The organism is Azospirillum oleiclasticum, from assembly GCF_013423485.1.
Lineage (GTDB): Bacteria > Pseudomonadota > Alphaproteobacteria > Azospirillales > Azospirillaceae > Azospirillum > Azospirillum oleiclasticum.
In genome coordinates, this window is sequence record NZ_JABFFR010000007.1 from 126,719 (window position 1) to 149,732 (window position 23,014).

The following is a 23,014-nucleotide window of genomic DNA, read 5'->3' on the forward strand; positions in this document are numbered from 1 at the left end:
AGCCGCCCGGATGGCGGAGCGCAAACGCACCGGCTTTACGGAAAATGGGAATCCACCATATCCTTGTCCCATGACCATCGCCGCCGACACCCCCGCCCCGTCCGCGCCGCGCGTCTTCTTCGACGCGGTCCTGCACCCGCACCGCAGCCTGGGACCCAAGGGGTTCCGCATCCTGATGCTGGCGCTGGTGGCGGTCAGCCTGGTGGTGGGCGGCGCCTTCCTGGCCAAGGGGGCATGGCCGGTCTTCGGCTTCTTCGGTCTGGACGTGCTGATCGTCTGGCTGGCCTTCCGCGCCAACTACCGCGCGGCGCGGCTTTACGAACGGGTGCGGCTGACCAGCGCCGACCTGACGGTGAAGCGGGTGGACGCCCGCAAGCCGGAGCGCAGCTGGACCTTCCAGCCCTTCTGGCTGCGGGTGAGCATGGACGATCCGCCGCGGCATGAAAGCCAGGTCACCCTGTCCTCGCACGGCACCTCGGTGGTGGTGGGCTCCTTCCTGTCGCCCGACGAGCGGCTGGAGTTCGCCAAGGCGCTGAACGGCGCGCTCGAGTCGTGGCGCCGCAACCCCTGTTCGGCGGCCCCCGCCGGCTAAGCAGGATTTCCGAACTCCGCCCACGAATGGACGGGCTCGGAAATCCTGCAAATCCATAGAGTCCGCAGATTGCCCAGGCCGGGCCACCTGTGGCCCGATCTGGGCAATCTGCTCAGAGCAAGAATCGGGTTGGACGGCCCTGCGGAACCGCTACCCTTCGCGTTCCACGACGACCACCACGCGAGGCCGGTCATGACCGCCGATCCCGATGCCATCCACTACCGCGCCTTCGCCGCCGCCATCGATCACCTGATCGAGAATTGGAGCGAGCAGCCCTCGCTGGAGGAGCTCGCCGCGGTGGCGGGCTTCAGCCCCTTCCATTTCCAGCGCCTGTTCACCCGCTGGGCCGGCATCAGCCCCAAGCGCTTCGTGCAGTTCCTGACGCTGGACCACGCCAAGCGCCTGCTGGCGGAGAACCACAGCGTGCTGGACGCGGCGCTGGACGTCGGGCTGTCCGGCCCGTCGCGGCTGCACGACCTGTTCATCGCCTGCGAGGCGATCACGCCGGGCGAGTACAAGGCGCTGGGCGACGGGCTGACCATCCGCTGGGGCTTCCACGACACGCCGCTGGGCCGCGTGCTGATCGGCACCACCGAGCGCGGCGTCTGCTGGCTGAGCTTCGCCGAGGATGGGGACGAGGCCGGCGCCTGGGCCGAGTTCACCGCCGAATGGCCGGCCGCCAGGCTGGTGGAGGACCCCCACACGACGGAGCCGGTGGTCGCACAGGCGCTGGGCTGGGCGAAGGCGGCGGAGCCGACCCGCCTGCTGCTGCGCGGCACCAACTTCCAGGTCAAGGTGTGGGAGGCGCTGCTGCGCATCCCCTCCGGCGCCATCGTCAGCTACGAGGATGTGGCGAAGGCGATCGGCCAGCCGACCGCGCTGCGCGCGGTGGGCCGCGCGGTCGGGCGCAACCCGGTCTGCATCCTGATCCCCTGCCACCGGGTGATCCAGAAATCCGGCGTCATCCACAACTACCGCTACGGCGTGCCCCGCAAGAAGGCCCTGCTGGCCTGGGAGCAGGCGCGGCGCCTGTCGTCGGAAGGGATCGCGGCATGACCGGCACCATCCACCCCTTCTACGAGTCGCATCGCGACGCCATGGAGGCCGCGATGCGCCAGCGCCTCGACCTCGCCGAACCGATGCTGCGCGAGCGCGCGGGTCTCCACGACGGCGATCGGATCCGCCGGGAGGTGATGGACGAGTTCGCCGTGGTGCTGACCCAGCTGCCCTATGTCGGCGGCACCGCCAGCCGCATGAGCGATTTCTTCATGCGCCTGATGGGCTTCGTCGCCATCGGCCGGGTGCTCCGGCGGCACGGCGTGCCGCTGCCGGTGATCGGCGACATCGGGCGGGAAACCTACAAGGCGGAGTGGCTGGCACTGCCCGCGGAGGCGCGTCTTGCCGCGGGGCGCCGGTTCCTGTCCCCGGAGAACCGGGCCCATCTGCGCGAGCAGGCGGCCAGGAGCCGGCTGGAAGAGTTTTCCGAAGACTTCGTCTACGAGTTCGTCGAACCGGGACCAGGTGACGGGTTCGCGTTCGGCATCAATTACACGGGATGCGGCATCTGCAAATTCGCCGCACGCCATGGTGACGACGCGCTGTTGCCGAGCATCTGCGGGCTCGATTTCGACGCCTACGCCGCGCAGGGCATCCACCTCGACCGGACGCAGACCCGGGCCGGCGGTGCGGAGCACTGCGACTTCCGGTTCCGCGCCCTCGTGCCGGACCGCAAGGAATAGGCGCTGCCGCCCGCCCCGTCGAGGCGGGCGGCGATGCGTCCGTGTCCTACAACCCCAGCACGTCCTCCATCCCGTAGAGACCCGGCTTCTTGTCGCGCGCCCAAAGCGCCGCGCGGACGGCGCCGCGGGCGTAGATGACGCGGCTGGACGCCTTGTGGGTCAGCTCGATGCGCTCGCCCTCGCCGGCGAAGACCACGGTGTGGTCGCCCACCACATCGCCGCCGCGCAGCGTGGCGAAGCCGATGTCGCCGGCCTTGCGCGGGCCGGTGTGGCCGTCGCGGGTCTTCTGCCAGACCTCCTCCAGCGGCACGCCGCGGCCGGCCGCGGCGGCGCGCCCCAGCGTCAGCGCGGTGCCGGAGGGGGCGTCCACCTTGTGGCGGTGGTGCATCTCCACCACCTCGATGTCGTAGTCGATGCCCAAGGTCCGCGCGACCTGCTCCACCAGCTTGCTCAGGAGCACCACACCCACCGACATGTTGGCGGCGTGCACGATGGGCGTGTGGGTGGCGGCGAGCGCCACCGCCTCCGTCTGGCGGGGGTTCAGGCCGGTGGTGCCGATCACCAGCACGGTCTGGCTTTGCGCGGCCAGCGCCGCGTGCCGCTCCACCGCCTCGGGGCTGGTGAAGTCGATGACCGCGTCGGCCTCGGCGAACAGGACGGCCGGATCATCGATGGCGACGACGCCGGCCGGGTCGATCCCGGCCAGCGCGCCGATGTCCTTGCCAAGCGCCGGGCCACCCACCCGCTCCGTGCCGCCGGCGAGGGTGGCACCCTTGGTGGCGGCGATCTCGCGCACCAGCATCTGGCCCATGCGCCCCGCGCAGCCGACCACACCGATCTTCATGGCGATCTCCCCCCGTCCATTCCGCGATTGGACGCCCTGGGTAGCACAGGGGGCCGGCTTCGGGAACCTCAGCCCTTCAGGCAGTCGACGAGTGCGGCGGCGTTGCGGCGCATCAGCGTGGGGTAGAGGTCGGGGCCGTCGGGAATATCCGCCCCCTCCGGATCGAGCACGCCCTTCCTGGCGCCGGTTCCCTCGATGATGGTGTTGACCAGCGCCGGCTCGAACTGCGGCTCGGCGAAGACGCAGGCGGCGTCGAGCCCGGCGATCTTGGCGCGGATCTCCTTCAGCCGCTTGGCCGAGGGGCGGCGTTCCGGGTTGACGGTGATGGCGCCGACCGCGTTCAGGTCGTAGCGGTTCTCCAGATAGGGGTAGGCGTCGTGGAACACCACGAAGGGCCGGTCGCGCAGCGGCGCCAGCGTGCGCTCCAGCTCCGCATCCAGCGCGTCGATCCGGGCGGCGTAGGCCGTGGCGTTGGCGCTGTAGGCCGCGGCGTTGGCCGGGTCGGCCTTGGCAAGCGTCTCGGCCACCGCGCCGACCATCAGGCGCACGTTGCGCGGGTCGAGCCAGATGTGGGCGTTGTGCTCCTCATGGTCGTCGTGCCCGTGTTCGTGGGCGTGGCTGTGCCCATGGCTGTGGCCGTGGTCGTCCTCCTCCCACGCTCCGCCCTCGCGGGTTTCCAGCAGCGGCAGGCCGGGGATGCCCATCAGAGACACGGCACGGGCCTTCGTGGCGTTGACCTTCAGCGGCTTGGCGAGGAAACCCTCCAGCTCCGGCCCGACCCAGAAGACCAGCCTGGCGTCCTGGAGGGCGCGCGCGTCCGACGGCTTCAGCGCGTAGGTGTGGGGGGAGGCGGCGCCCTTCACCACGAGCTGCGGCTCCCCCACCCCCTGCATCACCGCGGCGACGATGGAGTGCACCGGCTTGATCGAGGCGACCACTTTGGGCGCCTCGGCGGCGGCCGGCAGCGCGGTGGCGAGGAGGAGGGCGGCGGACACGAAAATGCGGCGCATGGCAGACTCCAACGCGGCGAGCCCCCCGCGACAGGACAGGAGGCTGGACAGCGGGTTGATTCGTGGGCATAGGGTGGACCCGACACCCTGATCTGTCACGTTATAACGTATCATGTCAACCCATCCATCCGCCCCATCCCCCGACCGGGCGCCCGTCCTGGTGCAGGCCATCGGCCTCGGCGTCACGCTGGGCGGGCGCCCGGTGCTGGAGCGTGTCGACCTCACCGTGTCCGCGGGGGAGATCGTCACGCTGGTCGGCCCCAACGGTGCGGGCAAGACGACGCTGGTGCGCGCCGTGCTGGGGCTGGTGCGGCCGACCGCCGGGACGGTGCGGCGGCGGCCGTGGCTGCGCGTCGGCTACATGCCGCAGAAGCTCGCCATCGACGCCACCCTGCCGCTGACGGTGCGCCGCTTCCTCGGCCTGTGGCGCCGGGTGGAGCCTGCCCGCATCGCCGCGGCGCTGGAGGAGGTGGGGGTCGGCCGGGTGGCCGACAGCCCGGTGCAGGCCATCTCGGGCGGGGAGATGCAGCGGGTGCTGCTGGCCCGCGCCCTGCTGTCCGACCCGGAACTGCTGGTGCTGGACGAGCCGGACCAGGCGGTCGACGTGCAGGGCCAGGCGGAGCTGTTCGCCCGCATCGACGCCGCCCGAAGGGCGCGCGGCTGCGGGGTGCTGATGGTCAGCCACGACCTGCACACGGTGATGGCGCGCACCCACCGGGTGGTCTGCATCAACCGGCATGTCTGCTGCTCCGGCACGCCGGAGGACGTGAGCCGGCATCCGGAGTTCAACGCCCTGTTCGGCCGCTTTGCGGCGGAGGTCGCCGTCTACACCCACCGGCACGACCACGCGCACGCCGGCGACGGCCATGTCGTCCCGCTGCCCGACGGCCACCACCACCCAGAGGGCCATGGAGAAGGCTGCCACCATGGATGACTTCCTCGTCCGTGCGCTGCTGGCCGGGGTCGGGGTGGCGCTGCTGGCCGGGCCGCTGGGCAGCTTCGTGGTGTGGCGGCGCATGGCCTATTTCGGCGACACGCTGGCACACTCCGCCCTGCTGGGTGTGACGCTGGGCTTCCTGCTGGACGTCAGCCCGATGGTCGGGGTGGTGGGGGTGTGCGTGGCGCTGGCGCTCGCTCTGGTGGGGCTGCAGGAGCGGCGGACGCTGGCGACCGACACGCTGCTCGGCATCCTCTCCCACTCCGCCCTGTCGCTGGGGCTGGTGGTGCTGGCCTTCCTGGAGACCTTGCGGGTCGACCTGATCGCCTATCTGTTCGGCGACATCCTGTCGGTGACGGTGGGCGACCTCGTCTGGATCGCCGGTGGCGGGGCGGTGGCTATGACCGGGCTGGCGGTCCTGTGGCGGCCGCTGCTGGCGGTGACGGTGGACGAGGATCTGGCGCGGGTGGAGGGGCTTCCGGTCACCGCCCTGCGGCTGGCCTTCATGCTGCTGATCGCGCTGGTCATCGCGGTGTCGATGAAGATCGTAGGGATCCTGCTGATCACCTCGCTGCTGATCATCCCCGCGGCGACCGCCCGCCGCTTCGCCACGACGCCGGAGGGGATGGCGGCACTCGCCTCCCTGCTGGGTGCGGTGGCGGTGGGGGCGGGGCTGTCGGCCTCGCTCGCCTGGGACCTGCCGGCCGGACCGGGCGTGGTGGTGGCCGCACTCGCCCTGTTCGTCGCCAGCGTCGCCGTGCCGCAGCGGGCCTGACCCCATGCCCCGACGTTCCGGATTCGCTTGCCAGACACGCGCCGAAGTGGGACCGTCGCCGACTGGGAACGGCCGGACGACCGCACCATCTGTCGAATCCGATCCGCCGGCCCCATGACCGATCCGACGCCCCCGATGTACGCCGACTTGCACAGCATCCCGCCCCATCCCCTGGACGAAGCCGCGCTGCGGACGGTCGACCGCGCCGTCGCCGCCATGCGCCGGGGGGAACCGGTGGCGGTGGAGGGAACGGACGGCAGCCTCTGCGTCGCCCTGTCGGTGGAGATGGCGACGTCCGACAGCCTGGCCCGGCTGAAGCGGACGGCCGGCGGCGAGCCGGTGCTGGCGGTCACCCGCCGCCGCGCGGTGGTGCTGAACGCCATGCAGGAGGGGACGGGCGTCGTCACCTTCGCCGCCCCCGGCGGGCTGTGTGCCGACGACGCCCGCGCGCTCGCCGACCCGGAGTTGCGGCGTGGCGTGGCCCTGCCGGCCGGGCTGGTCGCGGCGGTGTCCGAGCCCGGCACGCGCGAGGCGGCGGCGGTGGAGCTGGCGCGGCTCGGCCGGCTGCTGCCGGCCGCCGTGGTGGCGCCGGTCACGCTGCGCGGGGACGGCATCGCCTGGGCGCAGCGCCGAGACCTGCTGCATGTGCGCGCGCTGGACGTCACCGATTACCGCACCCACGCCGCCCGCACGCTGCGCCGGGTGGCGCAGGCGCGGGTGCCGCTGGAACTGGCCGAGGCGACGGAAATCGTCGCCTTCCGCCCGGCCGACGGAGGGCCGGAGCATCTGGCCATCGTCATCGGCAGCCCCGATCCGGCGGAGCCGGTGCTGGCGCGGCTGCATTCGGAATGCTTCACCGGCGATCTGCTGGGCAGCCTGCGCTGCGACTGCGGCGACCAGCTCCGCGGCGCCATCGCGGAGATCGCGCGCGCCGGCAGCGGCGTGCTGCTCTATCTGGCGCAGGAGGGGCGGGGCATCGGGCTGGTCAACAAGCTGCGCGCCTACCGCATCCAGGACGCCGGCTTCGACACGGTCGACGCCAACGAGATGCTGGGCTTCGAGGCGGACGAGCGCGTCTATCTGCCGGCGGCGGAGATGCTGCGCCAGTTGGGATTCGGGCGGGTGCGGCTGATGACCAACAACCCCGACAAGCTGCGCGAGCTGGCCCGCTGCGGGATCGAGGTGGTGGAGCGGGTGCCCCACGTCTTCCCCACCAACGGCCACAACGAAGGCTACCTGCGCACCAAGGCCGAACGCAGCGGTCACATGTTCTGACGCCGTCGGGGTCACACCGGGCCGGCAGGAATCGGTTCCGCACCGGCAGCTTTTGCCGATGGGCACCGGAGGTTGCGGGGGAACCCGCGGAATCCCTGGACTCCCCGCTGGCACGCCACTTGCTGGATCGGGGTGGATGACCGAGCCGGGAGTTCCAGGCATGACCACCGACACCACCATCGACGCCGCCGCCGCCGCAAGGCCGGTCCAGCGCGACCGTGCCGCGTCGGCCTCCATGCCCCGGAACGCCGACGGGATGCCGGAAGCGCAGGCCGACATGTCCTTCTGGGACGTGCTGGACGTGGTCAACCCGCTGCAGCACATCCCGATCGTCAACAGCATCTACCGCGCCGTGACCGGCGACGAGATCAACGCGCCGGCCCGCGTGATGGGCGGCATCCTGTTCGGCGGCGTGATCGGCGGGGCCGCGGCCATCGCCAACGCGGTGCTGGAGCAGTCGACCGGCCACGACCTGGGCGGCCACATGCTGGCCTCGCTCGGCTTCGAGGACAAGCCGGCGGCGGCGGCAGGCGCAACGGCCGTCGCAGAGGCGGGGACCCAGGGCAAGGCGCCGACGCCGGGTGCGCCGACCGCCGCTCCGGGCGCCGCCGGCGGAACCGCCGCTGCCGCCGCGACCGCGGTTCCACCCGCGACGCCCCAGACCCTGGCCGCCGCCGCCAACGCCGCGTTGCGCCCCACCGCGTCGGCCGTCCCGCCGACCGACGCTGCCGCCCGGCTGCAGGCTGCGGCCAACGGGCTGCCCCTGCGCGACGCGCTGGCGAGCCCGACCGGCGACCATCGGCCGAGCAAGATGCCGGCCCGCGACACGATCCCCGCCAACACCATGCAGGCCAAGCAGGCGGCGGCTATGGCGAACCAGCAGCGCTTCGCCCGTCTCGGCGATGCGCCGGGCACACCGGCTGCCGCCACCGCGAAGCCGACCGCCGCCGTGGCACCGCCGCAGGCCGCCCCTGCCGCCGGCACCGCGCCGGCCGCGGCCCAGCAAGCGGCGGAGGCTTCGGCCACGCCGGCTCCCGCCGCACAGGCCGCTGCGGCACAGGCCGCCAGCGCGCCCAACGGCGTGCCGCCCGCCATGCTGCCGGATGTGATGATGCGCAACCTCGCCAAGTACGAGGCCGCGCGACGCGCCGCGGCGGCCAAGGCCGGCCCCGGCACGCGGGTCGACGGGTAGGAAGGATCGCGCGGCGATGGAGATCAGGGTTTACGCGGACGGGCGGCTGGACTGGCCCGGTGGCAGCCTTCCCTGCCGGCTCGGCCGCGGCGGTGTGCGGGCCGACAAGCGGGAGGGGGACGGGGCGACCCCGGTCGGCCGTTTCCCGCTGCGCCGCGTGCTGTGGCGGGCCGACCGGCTGGCGCGCCCGGCGACCGCCCTGCCCTGCGATGCAATCGCGACCGACGACGGCTGGTGCGACGACCCGGCCCATCCCGCCTACAACCGCCCGGTCAGGCTGCCATTCGCGCCGAGCCACGAGGAGCTGTGGCGGGCGGACGGGCTGTACGACGTGATCGTCGTGCTGGGCCACAATGACGATCCCGTCGTGCCGGGGATGGGAAGTGCGGTGTTCCTGCACGTCGCCGACCCGGCGGGCGCCCCCACCGCCGGCTGCGTGGCGCTGCCCCTGCCCGACCTGCTGCGGCTGCTGGCGGACTGCGCGCCGGGCGACGCGCTGGTCGTGACGGAAGGTTGACGCCGGCCCCGGACCGGTTGGGCCGGCGTCAACAGCCCCCCGTCACGCCAGCGGCAGGCAGATGTCGGTCAGCCACTCCGCCGGCGGCAGGGTCTTGCAGTCGTTCAGATACTCCTCGAAGCAGGGACGGTCGGCCGGTTCCCGACCGCTGGTCGGCAGCCAGCCGCGGTAGAGGCGGCGGTAGGCGCCCTCCAGCTCCGCGTAGGGGCCCTGGTGGCGCAGCACCGCGTGGGTGCCGCCGGCGATCTCGATGATGCGCACATCGCCGTCGCCCGTCACCTCCGGCCCCACCGTGACGCAGGCGTCGGAACGCAGGCGGTCCGCCGGAACGCTGTCCGGATCGTCGTAATAGACACCGAAGTAGCGGGCGTCGGGCCCCATCAGACCGCGTGGGCCAGCCCAGGCGGCGAGCCGGTCGAAGGTGGAGCCGATGGCGGTGTAGGGGCCGCGGTGGGCCAGGGCGGCCACGCGCACGGGTGACAGCTCGCGGATGATGACGTCGTCCATGGATGCCTCCGGTTCGTTGGAAGCCGTCCTCGGAGGAACCAGCCGCCCCTGCCGCCGGTAGGCCGCGGGCGCGATCCCGTAGGCCTGCCCGAAAGCGCGGGTGAAGGCGGCGACGCTGCCGTAGCCGGCCCGCCGTGCGATGGCGGGCATGGCGGCCCCATCCCTGACCAGCTCCGCCGCGGCGCGCATCAGGCGTTGCCGCCGCAGCGTGTCGGCCGCCGTCTCCCCGGTCATGGCCCGGTAGATGCGGTGGAAATGGTAGGGGGAGAAGCAGGCCACCCCGGCCAGCCGGTCGAGATCGAGCGGCTCGTCGAGATGCGCGGCCAGATGGGCGACCACACGCTCGATCCGCCGTCCATACGCGATCAGGGTGCCGGAGCGGGGCATCGGGTTCCTCGGATGACAGCCGTTGACCAGCCAACCCTATCCCGGCCCCGCTTGATCGCGCTTGCTAAGCTGCCGCGGGCGGCCAGGCGAGTGCCGCCCGCACCGTGCCCACCTCCGCACCGGCCCGGCTGGTGATGGGGGTGGCGAGCAGCCCCGGCGCCGTCGTCCACAGCGCGTCATCGACCGCGCGCAGCGAGCGGATCAGGGCACCCATGGCGATGTCGCGGGCGCGGGCCGCACCATCGTCGATCTTCAGGGCGACGCCGAGACCCAGCCGCGGCAGGACCGCGACGCCGAACCCCTCCGCCCCCTGCTTGACCAGCACCGCACCGCCGGCCGCCTCCATGATCGCGGTGTCGAAGGTGTCGCGGCCGGCGATCAGGTAGGGGTGCGCCGTCCACGCCTCGCGGATGCGGGTCACCGCCTGCGCCCGCCGCTCGGGCAGGTCGCGCGGATCGGCGATGCGGGCCATGGCGTAGGCCACCGCCTCCAGCGGGATGCCGATGGTCGGGATGGAGCAGCCGTCGATGCCCCAGGGGGCGCGCGACAGGTCCTGCCCGGTCATCTGCTCCGTCACGCCCAGGATGCGCTGTTGCACCGGGTGGTCGTAGCGGACATAGCCCTTGGTCGGCTCCCCCTTGTGCAGCGCCGTGGCGAGGAAGCCCGTGTGCTTGCCCGAGCAGTTGTTGTGCAGCGTGGACGGCGCCTCGCCGCGCAGCAGCAGGGCGTTGCCCGTCTCCACGTCGTAGGGGATCTGCGCCCCGCATTCGAGGTCGGCGGGGGATAGGCCCATGCGGGCCAGCCAGCGGCCGGCCACCTGCGTGTGCCGCTCCTCCCCGTTGTGGGAGGCGCAGGCGAGCGCCAGCTCCTCCGTGCTGACGGCGAAGGCGTCGGCCGCCCCCGTCTCCACCAGCGGGATCGCCTGCAGCGGCTTGACCGAAGAGCGGGCGTAGACCGGGGCCCGCACATCGCCCCACTGCGCCAGGATGCCGCCGCGCGCATCGACCACCGCGGCGCGCCCGCGGTGCACGGATTCCACCATGCCGCCGCGCGTCACCTCGATGAGGATCGGCGAGCCGGCCGGCCCGTCCAGATCGGCGCGCCCCTCCGCGGGGTGGTGGGAATGGGCGTGACCATGATGATGGTCACCGCCGCAGCAGTCGTGGTGATGATCGTTCGTCATGGCGGGAACCTTGCCTGGAGTGCCGGGGCTGTGCAAGGTTCCGCGCATGAGAGGTTACTTCGCCATCGGCGTCGAACGCATCAGCAAGCCCGGCAACGTCGGCAACCTGGTCCGCACGGCGCACGCCTTCGGGGCGTCCTTCTTCTTCGCCATCGATCCGGAGCCGGATTTCCGCGAGCTGAATCTGGTCGACACCTCCGACGCCGGGGTGCATCTGCCGGTCTATGTCCACGACAGCCTGGACGCCTTCACCCTGCCCCGCGACTGCACGCTGGTGGGGGTGGAGCTGACCGACGACGCCATCGAGCTGCCCAGCTTCCGCCACCCGCTGCGCGCCGCCTATGTGCTGGGGCCGGAGCGCGGCAGCCTGTCGGCGCCGTTGGCCGAGCGCTGCGACTTCGTGGTGAAGATCCCCACCCGCTTCTGCGTCAACGTCGGGGTGGCCGGCGCCCTGGTCATGTACGACCGGATGATCTGCCTGGGCCGCTTCGCCGAACGCCCGGTGCGGACCGGCGGCCCGACCGAGAGCGCCCCCGTCCACATCCACGGCAAGCAGAAGGTCCGCAACCGCGACCGCCGGCGCCGGAGGCTCCACCCCGACACAGGGGCCACCGGCGGCCTGCATCCGGTGGCGCCGGAGGCGGAGTAGCGGCAACGTCCTCAGGCGATGTCGGCGCTGGTCATCCGCACCACACCGGCGGTCTGCATGCCCGCGAGCGCCCGCGCCATCGAGCCGCCGGTGTCGATCCCGCGGCAGGCATCCTCGATCAGGATCGTCTCGAACTCGGCCTGCCGGGCGTCGATGGCGGTCCAGCCGACGCAGAAATCCGTGGCCAGCCCGGTCACGAAGACCCGGCGGATGCCGCGCTCCCGCAGGTAGGAGGCGAGCCCCGTCTTGGTGTTGCGGTCGGCCTCGACGAAGGCGGAATAGCTGTCGATCGCCGGGTTGTAGCCCTTGCGGATGATCAGCTCGGCCTTGTCCACCTTCAGCGCGTCGGACAGCGCGGACCCGCGCGTCCCCTGGATGCAGTGGTCCGGCCACAGGACCTGGTTGCCGTAGGAGACGGTGATCACTTCGAACGGCGCCTTGCCGGGGTGGCTGGAGGCGAAGGACATGTGCCCCTTGGGGTGCCAGTCCTGCGTCACCACCACGTGGGTGAAGCGTTCGCAGAGCGCGTTGATCGGCGCGATCACCTCGTCGCCGCGCGGCACGGCGAGCGAGCCGCCCGGCAGGAAATCGTTCTGCACATCGACCACGATCAGCGCGTCGGTGGCCGTCGGCGTGATCCGGGCGGATTGCGCGAGGGCGGCGCTGCCGGTCAGGCCCACGACGGCGGTGGCGGCGGCGGTGGCGGCACCCGCGAGCGCCAGCGCGTCGCGGCGGTTCAAGGCATCACGGTCCATGATCGTTCCCCTGCTGATGGCCGGTCGGATGCGCGCGGGCGGCGGACCGGTTGCGCGTCACGCCGCCATTCTTCCCGCATCGCGGCATGGTTGTCGAGGACGCAGGCGCACTCCCGCCGCCGGCCGGGGATGCGGCACACAGTCCGCGTCGGTAGAACGGGGCCCGCGTCAGTAGAAGACGCTCCGCGTCGCGTGCCGCGGCCAGCGGCGGTAGCCGCCGCTTTCCCCACGGTTCCACAGGATATGGTCGAGCTGGACGGAGGTGACGGCATCCCCCAGCGCCGCGCGCATCAGTTCCACCGCATGGACGGCGGCGGCGCGGATCTCCACCTCCTCCTCCGATCCGGCGGGAATCGGCTCGCCGCGGTCGATGCGGGCGGCGAGATCCGGGGAGTAGTCGAGCAGCCCGTCGTGGCGCAGCACATGGGGGACCAGATTGTCGGCGAAGATGGTCAGCCGGCCGGCGTCGGCGAAACGCCCCGGTCCCCGCCCGCCGAAGGCGAGCGCCAGATCGGCGACGGCGATCTGCGCCCGCTTCAGAAACGGCACCCGCCGGCCGCGCCAGTCCGCCACATCCTCGAACAGCGGCATGCGGCGCAGCGACTGGACCAGCGCCTCCGCCGACCCGCCGGCGGCCTCCACCAGCCCCAGGAAGCGCCCGCCATGCCCCGCCTCGACCAGCCGGCCGAGGTCGTTCAGGGCGCGGGCGAAGAGGTCCGCAAGCGCGCGGGCGTCCGGGTTGCGGGGATCGAGCCCGGTCAGCGCCGCGGCCCCCGTCCCGTCCAGCCGCGCCAGCGCCGCGGCGGTCGGCGTGCCGCCGGTGCGGAAGTGGCCGGCGAGCGCGCCCGCCACCTCCGCGTAGCCGGACGCCTGCGGCCCGAACACCGCCGGGAACCAGCCGGAGCCGAAATTCACGCTGTCGAGGGTCAGAACGAAGGCCGCCGTGCCCTCCGGATCGCGCTCCGGCTCCACATAATGCAGCGCCGGGTCGAGCCCGGTGGGCGCGCTGGTCAGCGGCAGGGACGCGGCGAAGGCGGCGATGCGGTCATGGCGGATCCGCAGGTGCCGGGCCCCCGCCGCCACCTCGGCCGCCGCAGCGCGGATGCTGTCGAACAGCGTCACCCGCCGCGGCCTCTAGAAGCTCAGGAACGGGTTGAGGAAGCGCCCGACCGCCCCGGTCAGCCGCAGCGGCCCGACGGTGACGGACAGACACAGGCACCCCTCCGGATCCGCCACCGGCTGGTGGTCGATGGACGCGTCGCCGAAGGACAGGTCGCCGCGCGCGAAGGCCCCCAGCTCGTCGCGGAAGCCGCCGTCGAGCACGACCGTGATCTCCACCCCGGCGTGGGTGTGGCGGGGCATGGGCAGGTTGCCGCGCATCCGCATCAGCCGCGCCTTGGCGGCCGTCCCGCCCGACCGGCCGGCACCGCCGACCGGCACCACGGCGCAGCTCATCCCCGGCACCATCGGCGTCCAGCGCAGCGTGCGACCGTCCGCCCCGGCGTAACGGCGCAGCGGCTCCGGGAACAGCGGGGTCGCCGCCGGCCGGGACGGCCGGGCGGGCGGGGCGGCGAATCGCGCGTCCACCCGGTCCAGCCGGGCCATCACCGCCTCCAGGCTGCCGGGTGCCACCGGCTCCGGCTCCAGCCCGTCGAGCAGCGCGCCGCCGACCGCCTCCATCTCCGCCACGGCGTGACGGCAGGCGGGGCAGCAGGCGAGGTGGGTGGCGATGGCGAGCGCCACCGGCTCGGCCAGCAGGCCGCTGGCGTAGTCGAGAAGCAGGGCCTCCCCCGGATGATGCCGCGGCAGGGTCATTGCTCGTCCCTCAACGCCTTGCGCAGCCGGTCCATGGCGAGACGCAGCCGCGACTTGACGGTGCCGAGCGGCAGGCCCCGCTCCACCGCGATCACGCTGTGCGGCTTGTCCTCGAAATAGGCGAGGTGCAGAAGCTCCGCCTGCTCCGGCGGCAGGGTGCGCAGCGCGTCGCGCAGGCGCGCGGTGCTCTGCGCCGCCTCGATCATCCGATCGGCGGCCTCCGCCGGATCGGGAACGAGGGCGGGGTCGTCCGGGTCGATCTCCGGCCGGTGCTCGCGACGCAGCGAATCGACGCGCTTGTTGCGGGCGATGGTGAAGATCCAGGTGCTGGCCGAGGCCTGACGCGGGTCGAAACTGTCCGCGCGGCGCCACACCATCAGCATGGCTTCCTGCACCAGCTCCTCGCAGCCGACCGGGTCGGCGCCGAGACGGCGCAGATAGGCCTTCAGCCGCGGGGCGAAATGGCCGAACAGGGCGGCGAAGGCGACGCGGTCGCGGTCGCGGCCGACCGACACCAGCAGGTCGTCCATGGATGGCGCCGCATCGGCCGCCGGGGATGCGGGATCACTCATGCCCGCATTGAAGGCGAACACGCCGCCGCGCACAAGCCGGACCTGACGCAGGGTGGGCGCGTCCGGCGCCTGCGTCGCTTCCCGTTCGATTGGTCTCATGCCTGGTTCCTACGCAAGCATGGGCTGGGCGGATCACCGGCCCGGCGGCGGGCGCGGCTGTGGCAATCGCCAAGGGCGGGGCGCACCAGGGTTGGAATCCCCTTTGGTGATGGGTTACTGTCCCCGCACACGATCCCGCGCACAAAAAATGGAACGATGATGCCCCACAGCACCATCCGCCGCCTTGCCGTCGCCGCGGCCGTTACGGCCACGGTCTCGGTTGGAGCGGCCGCGGCCGCCGACCCGAAGGTCCTGGGTTCCTTCAAGGACTGGAACGCCTTCTCCTTCGAGGAATCCGGAAACACCGTCTGCTACGCCTCCAGCCAGCCCAAGAGGAAGGAACCGGCGGCGGCCAAGCGCGGCGACATCTATGTGCTGATCACGCACCGTCCCGCCGAGAAGACCTTCGACGTGGTCAGCTTCATGATGGGCTACCCTCTGAAGAAGGGTGTGGACGCCGCGGTGACCATCGACGGCAAGGCCTACTCGCTGTTCACCGACGGGGAGTCGGCCTGGGCCCGCGACACGGAAACCGACCGCGCGCTGGTGCAGGCGATGAAGGCCGGGCGCAGCATGACCATCAAGGGCACCTCGCAGCGCGGCACGACCACCACCGACACCTACAGCCTGAGCGGCGTGTCGGACGCCTACGAGGCGATGGGCACGGCCTGCAACGTCAAGCGCTGACCGTCCAAGCCATCCGGTGTTTTGACAGGCGGGCGCTTCGCCATTATGTAAAGCGCCCATGAGCGCTCCGCACCACGCCACCCTTGCGCCGTCCGCGTCCGACGCGGACGGGCGCACGAATCTCGTCGGCCTCACCCACGAAGAGCTGGAGGCCGAGCTGGTCGCCTTCGGCCTGGAACGGTTCCGGGCCCGCCAGCTCTGGCACTGGATCTACCACCGCGGCGCCACCGACTTCGCCGTCATGACCACGCTGGCGAAGCCGGTGCGGGAGAAGCTGGCGGAAGCCTACGTGGTGTCCCGGCCGACCGCGGTGCGCGACCTGAAGTCGGTCGACGGCACCCGCAAATGGTTGCTGCGCATGCCCGACGGGCAGGAGATCGAGACCGTCCACATCCCGGAGGAGGATCGCGGCACGCTCTGCGTCTCCTCGCAGGTCGGCTGCACCCTCACCTGCCGCTTCTGCCACACCGGCACCCAACGGCTGGTGCGCAACCTGTCGGCGGCGGAGATCGTGGCCCAGGTGATGCTGGCCCGCGACGCGCTGGACGAATGGCCGGCCCCGCCCGACGGCCGGATGCTGTCGAACATCGTCATGATGGGCATGGGCGAGCCGCTCTTTAACTACGAGAACGTGGCCCGCGCCCTCAGGATCGTCATGGACGGCGAGGGCATCGCCATCTCCAAGCGGCGCATCACCCTGTCCACGTCCGGCGTCGTGCCGATGATGCGGCGCTGCGGGGAGGAGCTGAACGTCAACCTCGCGGTCAGCCTGCACGCGGTGACGGACGAGCTGCGCGACCTGATCATGCCGATCAATCGGAAATACCCGTTGGCCGAGCTGATGGACGCCTGCCGCACCTACCCCGGCCTGTCCAACGCGCGGCGCATCACCTTCGAATACGTGATGCTGAAAGGCATCAACGACAGCCTGGCCGACGCCCGCGCGCTGGTGAAGCTGCTGAAGGGGGTTCCGGCCAAGATCAACCTGATCCCCTTCAATCCCTGGCCCGGCGCGCCCTATGAGCGGTCGACCGACGCGGCCATCCGCGCCTTCGGCGACTTCGTCAACGCCGCCGGATACGCCAGCCCCATCCGCACCACCCGCGGCGACGACATCATGGCCGCCTGCGGCCAGCTCAAGAGCGAAAGCCAGCGCCTGTCGGTGGCCGAGCGGGCCGCCATGGAACGGGTGATCGCGGAGAAGGAAGCGGCGCTGGCCTGAGCGCTGGGCACCGCACCACGCCTGACCGAAAGACTGGCCGCGGGAACCTTGCCCCGCACTGGCGCCTTGGAACAGGCGGTTGTCCGCAACACGCCGGTTCCTTCATGACGCCCTGGCTGCGCCGCCGCGCCCACCGCATCTTCCATCCGCTGGCGGGAGCGGACCTCGTGACACTGTCGACGGTCCTGCGGACCGGCGGCGGGGTGTCCCCGCGCCATCTGCACAGGGTCGCCACGGCGCTGGGGGCCGGCGTGGTGCGCGCACCGCTCGACGCGATCGAGCGTCGCGCGGCGTCCAGCCGTGCTGAGGATGCCGGGGCCGCCCCGCCGCTCTTCATCCTCGGACATTGGCGCAGCGGAACCACCCATCTGCTGAACCTGCTGAGCCGGGATTCGCGTTTCGCCGCGCCCGATCCGCTGTCGGTGGGCCTGCCCTGGGGTTTCCTGGGGCTCTCCCGCTTCTGGCGGGCCCGGCTGGAATCCTGGCTTCCACCCGACCGCATCATCGACAGCATGCCGGTGACGCCGGACGCACCGCAGGAGGACGAGCTGGCGCTGGGCCTGATGCAGCCCCTGTCCTACTACCACGGCATCTTCTTTCCCGCCGACCTCCGCGGCGCCTTCCGCCGCGGTGTCCTGTTCGAGGACTGCCCGCCCGGGGCGGTCGCCCGCTGGCGCGACAGCCTCACCCACTATGCGGGAAAGCTGCAGCGGCTGAACGGCGGGCGCCGCCTCGTCCTGAAGAATCCGGCGCACACCGCGAAGATCCGGCATCTGCGCGCGGTGTGGCCCGACGCCGCCTTCGTTCACATCCACCGCAACCCTTACGAGGTCTTCGCATCGACCCGCAGGATGCTGCGCACCCTGCTTCGCGAGTTCGCCTTGCAGGGGTACGACCCGGCCGCGGTCGACGCGCTGGTCCTGGACCTGTTTCCCGAGATGATGGCGCGCTACGACGCCGACGTGGCGGAGCTTGCCGGCAACCGCATCGCGGAGCTCCGGTACGAGGAGTTCGTCGCCGAGCCGCTCGGGCAGCTGGCGCGACTCTACGACCGGCTGGGGCTGGGCGCCTTCGCGGCGGCACGGCCAGCGATCGAGCGGTATCTTGGGGAGGTCCGCGATCACCGGCCGAACCGCCACACCCTCGACGCCGGCACCCGCCGGCGCGTCGCCGAACGGTGGGCCTTCGCCTTCGAGCGCTGGGATTATCCACGGTAGCGCTCAAACAGAAACCCCCGGCGGTTTCCCGCCGGGGGTTTCGCGTCTCTCACCCGAAACCGTTGCCGGTTACTCTTCGCGCTGACCCAGGAAGTACAGCAGGAACTGGAACAGGTTGACGAAGTTCAGGTACAGCGCCAGCGCGCCCATCAGGGCCAGCTTGCCGGAGGTCTCGCGGTCGTAGAACTCCGCATACTCCTCCTTGATGCGCTGGGTGTCGTAGGCGGTCAGGCCGGTGAAGATCACCACGCCGATGGCGGAGATGGCGAACTGCAGGGCCGGCGACTGGAAGAAGATGTTGGCGAGGCCCGCGATCACGATGCCGATCACGCCCATGATCAGGAAGCTGCCCATCTTGGACAGGTCGGCCTTCGTGGTGTAGCCGTACAGGCTCATTGCCAGGAAGGTGGCGGCCGTCACGAAGAAGGTCAGCGCGATCGAGGCCCCGGTGAACACCAGGAAGATCGCCGACATCGACAGGCCCATCGCGGCGCAGTAGGCCCACCAGACGAGTTGGGCGGTGGCGAAGGACATGCGGTGGATGCCGAAGGACATCACCATCACGAAGCCCAACGGGGCCAGCATCACCACCCACTTCAGGATGCCGGGCCCGAAGATGGCCTGGAGCATCGCCGGGCTGGACGCCACCAGCATCGCCACAAGGCCGGTGACCACGAGGCCGCCGCCCATGTAGTTGAACACGCGCAGCATGTGCTGGCGCAGGCCCTCGTCGAAATAGCCCCGGTCGATCGCGCGGCCCGCACTGGCGTATCGCTGGAAGATCGGGTCAGCCATGGTCGTCCCCTGATAGAGCAGTTGAAACCCCTGTTGACGCTCATATTGGAGAAGCGGACAGGGGCTTCAACAGGATTCGCAGTAACCGCGGGCGCATGACAAACATTTCATGGAGCCGTCATCCGCCTTCCGTTGGTGCGGTTGCGTCGTGGACTAATCGTTGCGCAGCAGGGGTGCGGCCGGCTGGCCCAGCGCCCGCCACGTCCCGGCGAAGCCGAAGGCCAGCGTGATGGTGGTGCAGAGCAGCGCGGTGGACAGCACCGCCGACGGCAGGAAGGTCCACTCCCAGCTCATGACCTGCGTCAGCACCGCCCAGGCGGTCAGCGTGCCGATCGCCCCGGCGATGGCCGCGGTGATCAGGCCGAGCAGCCCGTATTCCAGCAGGAAGGCGCGCAGCACGTCGCGCCGTGTGGCACCCAGCACCTTGAGCACCACGGCGTCGTAGACGCGGCGCCGGTGCCCGGCGGCGACGGCACCGGCCAGCACCAGCGTGCCGGCCACCAGCGTGATGGCGGCGGTCAGCCGCACCGCCGTGCCGATGTGGCCGAGCATGGTGCCGACCGTGTCCAGCGCGTCCTTCACCCGGATCGACGTGACGTTGGAGAAGCGGTTCAGCACGGTGCGCTGGATCGCCGCCTCCGCCTCCGGGGTCGACTGCACGGTGGCGAGCCAGGTCTGCGGCGCGCCCTCCAGCAGGCCGGGTGAGAAGACGATGGTGAAGTTCAGGCGCATGGTGGTGAAGTCGATGTCGCGCACGACCGCCACCTCCGCCTCCAGGTTGCGGCCGAGGATGTTGATGCCGAGCTTCGCCCCCGGCCCGATGCCGAAGGCCTTGGCGATGTTGTCGTCGATGGCGACCAGCGGTTTGCCCCGGTAATCCGGCGCCCACCAGGAACCCGCGATGATGGTGGAGCGCGCCGGCGCGTCGGCGGCGTAGGTGATGCCGCGGTCGCCGTTCAGCACCCAGGCGTGCTCCTTGTCCACCACCGCTTGCTCCGCCTCCACCCCGTTGACGGTGGCGATGCGTCCGCGCAGCGACGGCACCGCCTGCAGGTCGTGGGCGCCGGGAATTGCCAGCACCGTGTCGCGGAAGGGCTGGAGCTGGTCGGGCTGGATGTCGATGAAGAAGAAGCTGGGCGCGTCGGTCGGCAGCGTCTCCGTCACCCGGCGGGAGAAGTTGCCCTCGATCAGCGCGATGGCGACCAGCACGGTGAGGCCGAGGCCCAGCGACAGCACCACGCTGCCGGTCGGGTTGCCCGGCCGGTGCAGGTTGGCGACCGCCAGCCGCAGCCCCGGCTCGCGCAGCCGCCCCACCCGGGCGGCCCCGCGGGTGACCAGCCACGCCGCCGCACGGAAGGCGGCGAAGGTGGCGATGGAGCCGCCGACGAAGGCCGCCGCGAAGACCCGGTTATCGGCGCTCAGCACCGCCAGCCCGGCGAGCGCCAGGGCGGCGGCAACCATGGCCGCGATGTAGCTGGCGCGCGGGCGCCCGGCGGCCGGGGCCACCACGTCGCGGAACAGGGCGGCGGCCGGTACCTCCCGCGCCCGTCCCAGCGGCCACAGCGAGAAGGTGAGCGCGGTCAACAGCCCGAAGACGGCGGCGATCAGCAGCGCGCCCGGATAGACCCCGATGCGCGCGGTCACCGGCAGCAGCCCTTCCAGCGCACGGCCGATCAGCAGCGGTGCGGCCGCCCCCACGGCCAGCCCGATCACGATGCCGATCCCGGCCAGCGCCAGGATCTGGATCAGATAGACCTGGAAGACGAGATTGCCGGGCGCGCCCAGGCATTTCAGCGTCGCCACCGTGCCGGCCCGCTGGTCGAGGTGGCTGCGCACGGCATTGCCCACCCCCACCCCGCCGACCAGCAGCGCCGTCAGCCCGACCAGCGTCAGGAACAGGGTCATCCGCTCGATGAAGCGGGCGATCTGCGGCGACGCGTTGGTGAAGTCGCGCACCCGCCAGCCGGCGTCGGGGAAGCGGTCGTGCAACGCCTTCTGCCAGGCGTCGAGATCGGTGCCGGCGGGCAGCGCCAGCTTGGCGTTCCAATAGACGAGGCTGCCGGGCTGGAACAGGCCGGACTCGGCCATCGAGTCGAGGCTGACCATCAGCCGCGGCCCGAGGCTGAAGGTGCCGGACGCGGCGCGGTCCGGCTCCCGCTCGATGACGCCGCGGATGGCGAAGCTGGCCTCCCCCACCCGGATGCTGTCACCGACCTTCAGGCCGGTGCGGTCGAGCACCGTGTCCTCGACCACCGCGCCCCATTGGCCGTCGCGCAGGGCGATGGCGTCGTGCAGGTCGCCGCCGCCGCGCAGGCTCACACTGCCGTAGAGCGGGTAGACGCCGTCCACCGCCTTCAGCTCGACCAGGGAGGAGGCGGTCTCGTCCGGCTTGCGGGCCATGGCGCGCAGCTCCGCCTGCATCGACAGGCGGCCGGACGCCGTCAGGTGGGCCGTCTCCTCCGGCGCGAAGCCGCTGTAGATCTTCCGCAGAGCCAGATCGCCGCCGAGGATGGCGCGGCCGTCGCTGCGCAGGCCGTCCAGGATGCCGTCGGACACCGACTGCACCGCGGCGACGGCGGCCACGCCCAGCGCCAGACAGGCGAGGAAGATGCGGAAGCCCTTCAGCCCTCCGCGCAGCTCGCGCCGGGCGAGTCGGAAGGCGAGGCCGAGGCCGGCAGGAAATCGGGACACGGCGGTGGGAGCGGGCACGGGACGATCCTGAATAGGCGGGGCCTGATTAGGCGGGGCCTGGGTCGGCGGAGGTGGGTGGTGGAGGTGGGTGGTGGACGGGGGCTTTACTGGGCGGCGACGGTGGCGGGGGCTTGCGCCGGACGTCCCAGCCCGTCATCGACGATGCGCCCGTCGGACAGGCGCACCGTGCGGTCGCAGCTCCGCGCCAGCGCGTTGTCGTGGGTGATCAGGATCAGCGTGGTGCCGTTGCGCTCGGCCAGTTCGAACAGCAGCCGCACCACCTGGGCGCCGGTGTCGGCGTCGAGGTTGCCGGTCGGCTCGTCGGCCAGCAGCAGCGACGGTTCCGCCACGAAGGCGCGGGCCAACGCCACCCGCTGCTGTTCGCCACCGGACAGCTGGCCCGGATAGTGGGTCAGCCGGTGGCCCAGCCCCACCGCCTCCAGCCCCTTGCGGGCACGGTCGAAGGCGTCGGACGCCCCGGCGAACTCCAGCGGGATGGCGACATTCTCCAGCGCCGTCATGGTCGGCACGAGGTGGAAGGCCTGGAAGACGATTCCCACATGGTCGCGGCGGAAACGCGCCAGCCCGTCCTCGTTCAGCCCGGCGAACTCCTTCCCCGCCACCGTGATGCGGCCGGAGGACGGACGTTCCAGCCCGGCCATGACCATCATCATGGTGGATTTGCCCGAGCCGGATGGTCCGACCACACCGATCCGCTCGCCACGCGCGACGGAAAGATCAATTCCTCGCAGGATGTTGACGGGTCCGGCCCCGCTGTCCAATGTCAGGTGGACACCGGCCAGCTCGACGATCGGGAGGGCGGGGTCACTGGAACGGGATTGGGTCATGGGTCTCTTCGGCACGCGGAAAGGCGACTCGGCATATGGCTTGGCGCGACGGCTTTTCAACGCGGCGCTGCCGGCGGTTCTTGTGGTGGCGGCCGGTGTGCTGGCGATGAGCACGGGCGGCGCCCTGGCGCGCGAACCGGTGCGCATCCTGGCGCTGGGCGACAGCCTGTCCGCCGGCTACGGACTGCCGCAATCGGCGGGCTTCACCGAGCAGCTGCAGAAGGCGCTGCGCGACCGCGGCCACGCCGTCACGATCATCAACGCCGGGGTCTCCGGCGACACCACCGCCGGCGGGCTGGCGCGGCTGGATTGGGCACTGGCCGACAAGCCGGACGCGGCGATCGTGGAGCTTGGCGCCAACGACATGCTGCGCGGGCTGGACCCGGCGGCGGCCAGGGCCAATCTGGACGCCATCCTCAAGCGGATGAAGGACCGTGGCATCCCTGTACTACTCACAGGAATGTACGCGTCCCCCGGCCTCGGCCGCACGTACGCGGAGAGCTTCAACGCCATGTATCCGGCGCTGGCGGAGAAGTACGCGGTACTATTGTACCCGTTCTTCCTGGACGGCGTCGCCACCGACCCGGCGCTGAACCAGGGCGACGGCATCCACCCCAACGCCGCCGGCGTGGCCGTGATCGTCGAGCGCATCCTGCCGCACGTCATCCGTCTGATCGAAACCGCCACCTCCTCGAAAGGCTGATCG

The 23,014-nt window shown here is 71.6% G+C and carries 24 protein-coding genes; 13 read left to right on the plus strand and 11 right to left on the minus strand.

Translation table 11 applies throughout. The features are described from left to right. Window positions 1-70 precede the first annotated feature (70 nt). The 3 genes from HL658_RS10625 to HL658_RS10635 all read left to right on the plus strand — a co-directional run bounded on the left by HL658_RS10625 (window position 71) and on the right by HL658_RS10635 (window position 2,331). Window positions 71-592: a DUF2244 domain-containing protein gene (locus tag HL658_RS10625; protein ID WP_180282075.1), complete on the plus strand. Its 522-nt coding sequence runs from the start codon at window positions 71-73 to the stop codon at window positions 590-592. A 192-nt stretch (window positions 593-784) separates the two neighbouring features. Further along, window positions 785-1,648, plus strand: coding sequence for a methylated-DNA--[protein]-cysteine S-methyltransferase (locus HL658_RS10630; RefSeq protein WP_180282074.1), 864 nt, complete (start codon window positions 785-787; stop codon window positions 1,646-1,648). Continuing rightward, the gene (locus HL658_RS10635) at window positions 1,645-2,331 is read left to right on the plus strand and encodes an L-2-amino-thiazoline-4-carboxylic acid hydrolase (protein ID WP_180282073.1); all 687 of its coding nucleotides are present in this window, start codon (window positions 1,645-1,647) and stop codon (window positions 2,329-2,331) included. Before HL658_RS10630 ends, HL658_RS10635 begins: the two co-directional genes overlap by 4 nt. 46 nt (window positions 2,332-2,377) lie before the next feature. Here HL658_RS10635 and dapB read toward each other — a convergent pair whose 3' ends face one another. Together dapB and znuA are read right to left on the minus strand one after the other, a co-directional pair. Next, the gene (dapB, locus tag HL658_RS10640) at window positions 2,378-3,175 is read right to left on the minus strand and encodes a 4-hydroxy-tetrahydrodipicolinate reductase (protein WP_180282072.1); all 798 of its coding nucleotides are present in this window, start codon (window positions 3,173-3,175) and stop codon (window positions 2,378-2,380) included. A 68-nt stretch (window positions 3,176-3,243) separates the two neighbouring features. Further along, window positions 3,244-4,185: a zinc ABC transporter substrate-binding protein ZnuA gene (gene znuA / locus HL658_RS10645; RefSeq protein WP_180282071.1), complete on the minus strand. Its 942-nt coding sequence runs from the start codon at window positions 4,183-4,185 to the stop codon at window positions 3,244-3,246. Window positions 4,186-4,297: 112 nt separating this feature from the next. On the opposite strand from znuA, the gene znuC reads away from it, so the two are divergent. From znuC to HL658_RS10670, 5 genes are all read left to right on the plus strand, one after another. Beyond that, the gene (gene znuC, locus HL658_RS10650) at window positions 4,298-5,119 is read left to right on the plus strand and encodes a zinc ABC transporter ATP-binding protein ZnuC (protein ID WP_180282070.1); all 822 of its coding nucleotides are present in this window, start codon (window positions 4,298-4,300) and stop codon (window positions 5,117-5,119) included. Beyond that, window positions 5,112-5,897: a zinc ABC transporter permease subunit ZnuB gene (znuB, locus tag HL658_RS10655; RefSeq protein ID WP_180282069.1), complete on the plus strand. Its 786-nt coding sequence runs from the start codon at window positions 5,112-5,114 to the stop codon at window positions 5,895-5,897. Before znuC ends, znuB begins: the two co-directional genes overlap by 8 nt. 114 nt (window positions 5,898-6,011) lie before the next feature. Next, window positions 6,012-7,172: a GTP cyclohydrolase II gene (ribA, locus tag HL658_RS10660; protein WP_246337468.1), complete on the plus strand. Its 1,161-nt coding sequence runs from the start codon at window positions 6,012-6,014 to the stop codon at window positions 7,170-7,172. A gap of 160 nt (window positions 7,173-7,332) precedes the next feature. Beyond that, window positions 7,333-8,364, plus strand: coding sequence for a hypothetical protein (locus HL658_RS10665; protein ID WP_180282068.1), 1,032 nt, complete (start codon window positions 7,333-7,335; stop codon window positions 8,362-8,364). Window positions 8,365-8,380: 16 nt separating this feature from the next. Further along, window positions 8,381-8,881 (plus strand): L,D-transpeptidase family protein, encoded by a 501-nt coding sequence (locus HL658_RS10670; protein ID WP_180282067.1) that lies wholly within the window; start codon window positions 8,381-8,383, stop codon window positions 8,879-8,881. Between the two features lie 42 nt (window positions 8,882-8,923). Here HL658_RS10670 and HL658_RS10675 read toward each other — a convergent pair whose 3' ends face one another. Next, window positions 8,924-9,775 carry an AraC family transcriptional regulator gene (locus HL658_RS10675; protein ID WP_180282066.1) on the minus strand — a complete coding sequence of 284 codons (852 nt, stop codon included), beginning with the start codon at window positions 9,773-9,775 and terminating at the stop codon, window positions 8,924-8,926. Between the two features lie 64 nt (window positions 9,776-9,839). Next, window positions 9,840-10,958 (minus strand): asparaginase, encoded by a 1,119-nt coding sequence (locus tag HL658_RS10680; protein ID WP_180282065.1) that lies wholly within the window; start codon window positions 10,956-10,958, stop codon window positions 9,840-9,842. Window positions 10,959-11,004: 46 nt separating this feature from the next. On the opposite strand from HL658_RS10680, the gene HL658_RS10685 reads away from it, so the two are divergent. Next, on the plus strand, window positions 11,005-11,607 hold the full coding sequence (locus tag HL658_RS10685) for an RNA methyltransferase (protein WP_180282064.1): 603 nt from the start codon (window positions 11,005-11,007) through the stop codon (window positions 11,605-11,607). Between the two features lie 11 nt (window positions 11,608-11,618). Here HL658_RS10685 and pncA read toward each other — a convergent pair whose 3' ends face one another. The 4 genes from pncA to HL658_RS10705 form a co-directional block, all read right to left on the minus strand. Then, complete coding sequence (pncA, locus tag HL658_RS10690) at window positions 11,619-12,362, minus strand: bifunctional nicotinamidase/pyrazinamidase (RefSeq protein ID WP_180282063.1); 744 nt, start codon at window positions 12,360-12,362, stop codon at window positions 11,619-11,621. A 168-nt stretch (window positions 12,363-12,530) separates the two neighbouring features. Beyond that, complete coding sequence (locus tag HL658_RS10695) at window positions 12,531-13,484, minus strand: queuosine salvage family protein (protein WP_211109708.1); 954 nt, start codon at window positions 13,482-13,484, stop codon at window positions 12,531-12,533. 12 nt (window positions 13,485-13,496) lie between these two features. Then, complete coding sequence (locus HL658_RS10700; protein WP_180282062.1) at window positions 13,497-14,177, minus strand: ChrR family anti-sigma-E factor; 681 nt, start codon at window positions 14,175-14,177, stop codon at window positions 13,497-13,499. Then, window positions 14,174-14,749 carry a sigma-70 family RNA polymerase sigma factor gene (locus tag HL658_RS10705; RefSeq protein WP_180282205.1) on the minus strand — a complete coding sequence of 192 codons (576 nt, stop codon included), beginning with the start codon at window positions 14,747-14,749 and terminating at the stop codon, window positions 14,174-14,176. The genes HL658_RS10700 and HL658_RS10705 overlap by 4 nt, the downstream gene beginning before the upstream one ends. A gap of 258 nt (window positions 14,750-15,007) precedes the next feature. Here HL658_RS10705 and HL658_RS10710 point away from each other — a divergent pair, with 258 nt between their 5' ends. From HL658_RS10710 to HL658_RS10720, 3 genes are all read left to right on the plus strand, one after another. After that, window positions 15,008-15,535 carry an invasion associated locus B family protein gene (locus tag HL658_RS10710; protein WP_246337469.1) on the plus strand — a complete coding sequence of 176 codons (528 nt, stop codon included), beginning with the start codon at window positions 15,008-15,010 and terminating at the stop codon, window positions 15,533-15,535. A gap of 58 nt (window positions 15,536-15,593) precedes the next feature. Beyond that, window positions 15,594-16,757 (plus strand): dual-specificity RNA methyltransferase RlmN, encoded by a 1,164-nt coding sequence (gene rlmN, locus HL658_RS10715; protein ID WP_180282060.1) that lies wholly within the window; start codon window positions 15,594-15,596, stop codon window positions 16,755-16,757. Between the two features lie 104 nt (window positions 16,758-16,861). Then, the gene (locus tag HL658_RS10720; RefSeq protein WP_180282059.1) at window positions 16,862-17,974 is read left to right on the plus strand and encodes a sulfotransferase family protein; all 1,113 of its coding nucleotides are present in this window, start codon (window positions 16,862-16,864) and stop codon (window positions 17,972-17,974) included. 69 nt (window positions 17,975-18,043) lie between these two features. On the opposite strand, the gene HL658_RS10725 is transcribed toward HL658_RS10720, so the two are convergent. The 3 genes from HL658_RS10725 to HL658_RS10735 all read right to left on the minus strand — a co-directional run bounded on the left by HL658_RS10725 (window position 18,044) and on the right by HL658_RS10735 (window position 22,308). Beyond that, window positions 18,044-18,769 carry a Bax inhibitor-1/YccA family protein gene (locus tag HL658_RS10725; protein WP_180282058.1) on the minus strand — a complete coding sequence of 242 codons (726 nt, stop codon included), beginning with the start codon at window positions 18,767-18,769 and terminating at the stop codon, window positions 18,044-18,046. 153 nt (window positions 18,770-18,922) lie between these two features. After that, complete coding sequence (locus HL658_RS10730; protein ID WP_343055054.1) at window positions 18,923-21,478, minus strand: ABC transporter permease; 2,556 nt, start codon at window positions 21,476-21,478, stop codon at window positions 18,923-18,925. Window positions 21,479-21,564: 86 nt separating this feature from the next. Then, the gene (locus tag HL658_RS10735) at window positions 21,565-22,308 is read right to left on the minus strand and encodes an ABC transporter ATP-binding protein (protein ID WP_180282057.1); all 744 of its coding nucleotides are present in this window, start codon (window positions 22,306-22,308) and stop codon (window positions 21,565-21,567) included. Between the two features lie 40 nt (window positions 22,309-22,348). Between HL658_RS10735 and HL658_RS10740 the strand changes: the two genes are divergently transcribed. Next, a complete protein-coding gene (locus HL658_RS10740) occupies window positions 22,349-23,011 on the plus strand; it encodes an arylesterase (protein ID WP_425485328.1) in 663 nt (220 codons plus the stop codon). Window positions 23,012-23,014: the final 3 nt, after the last annotated feature.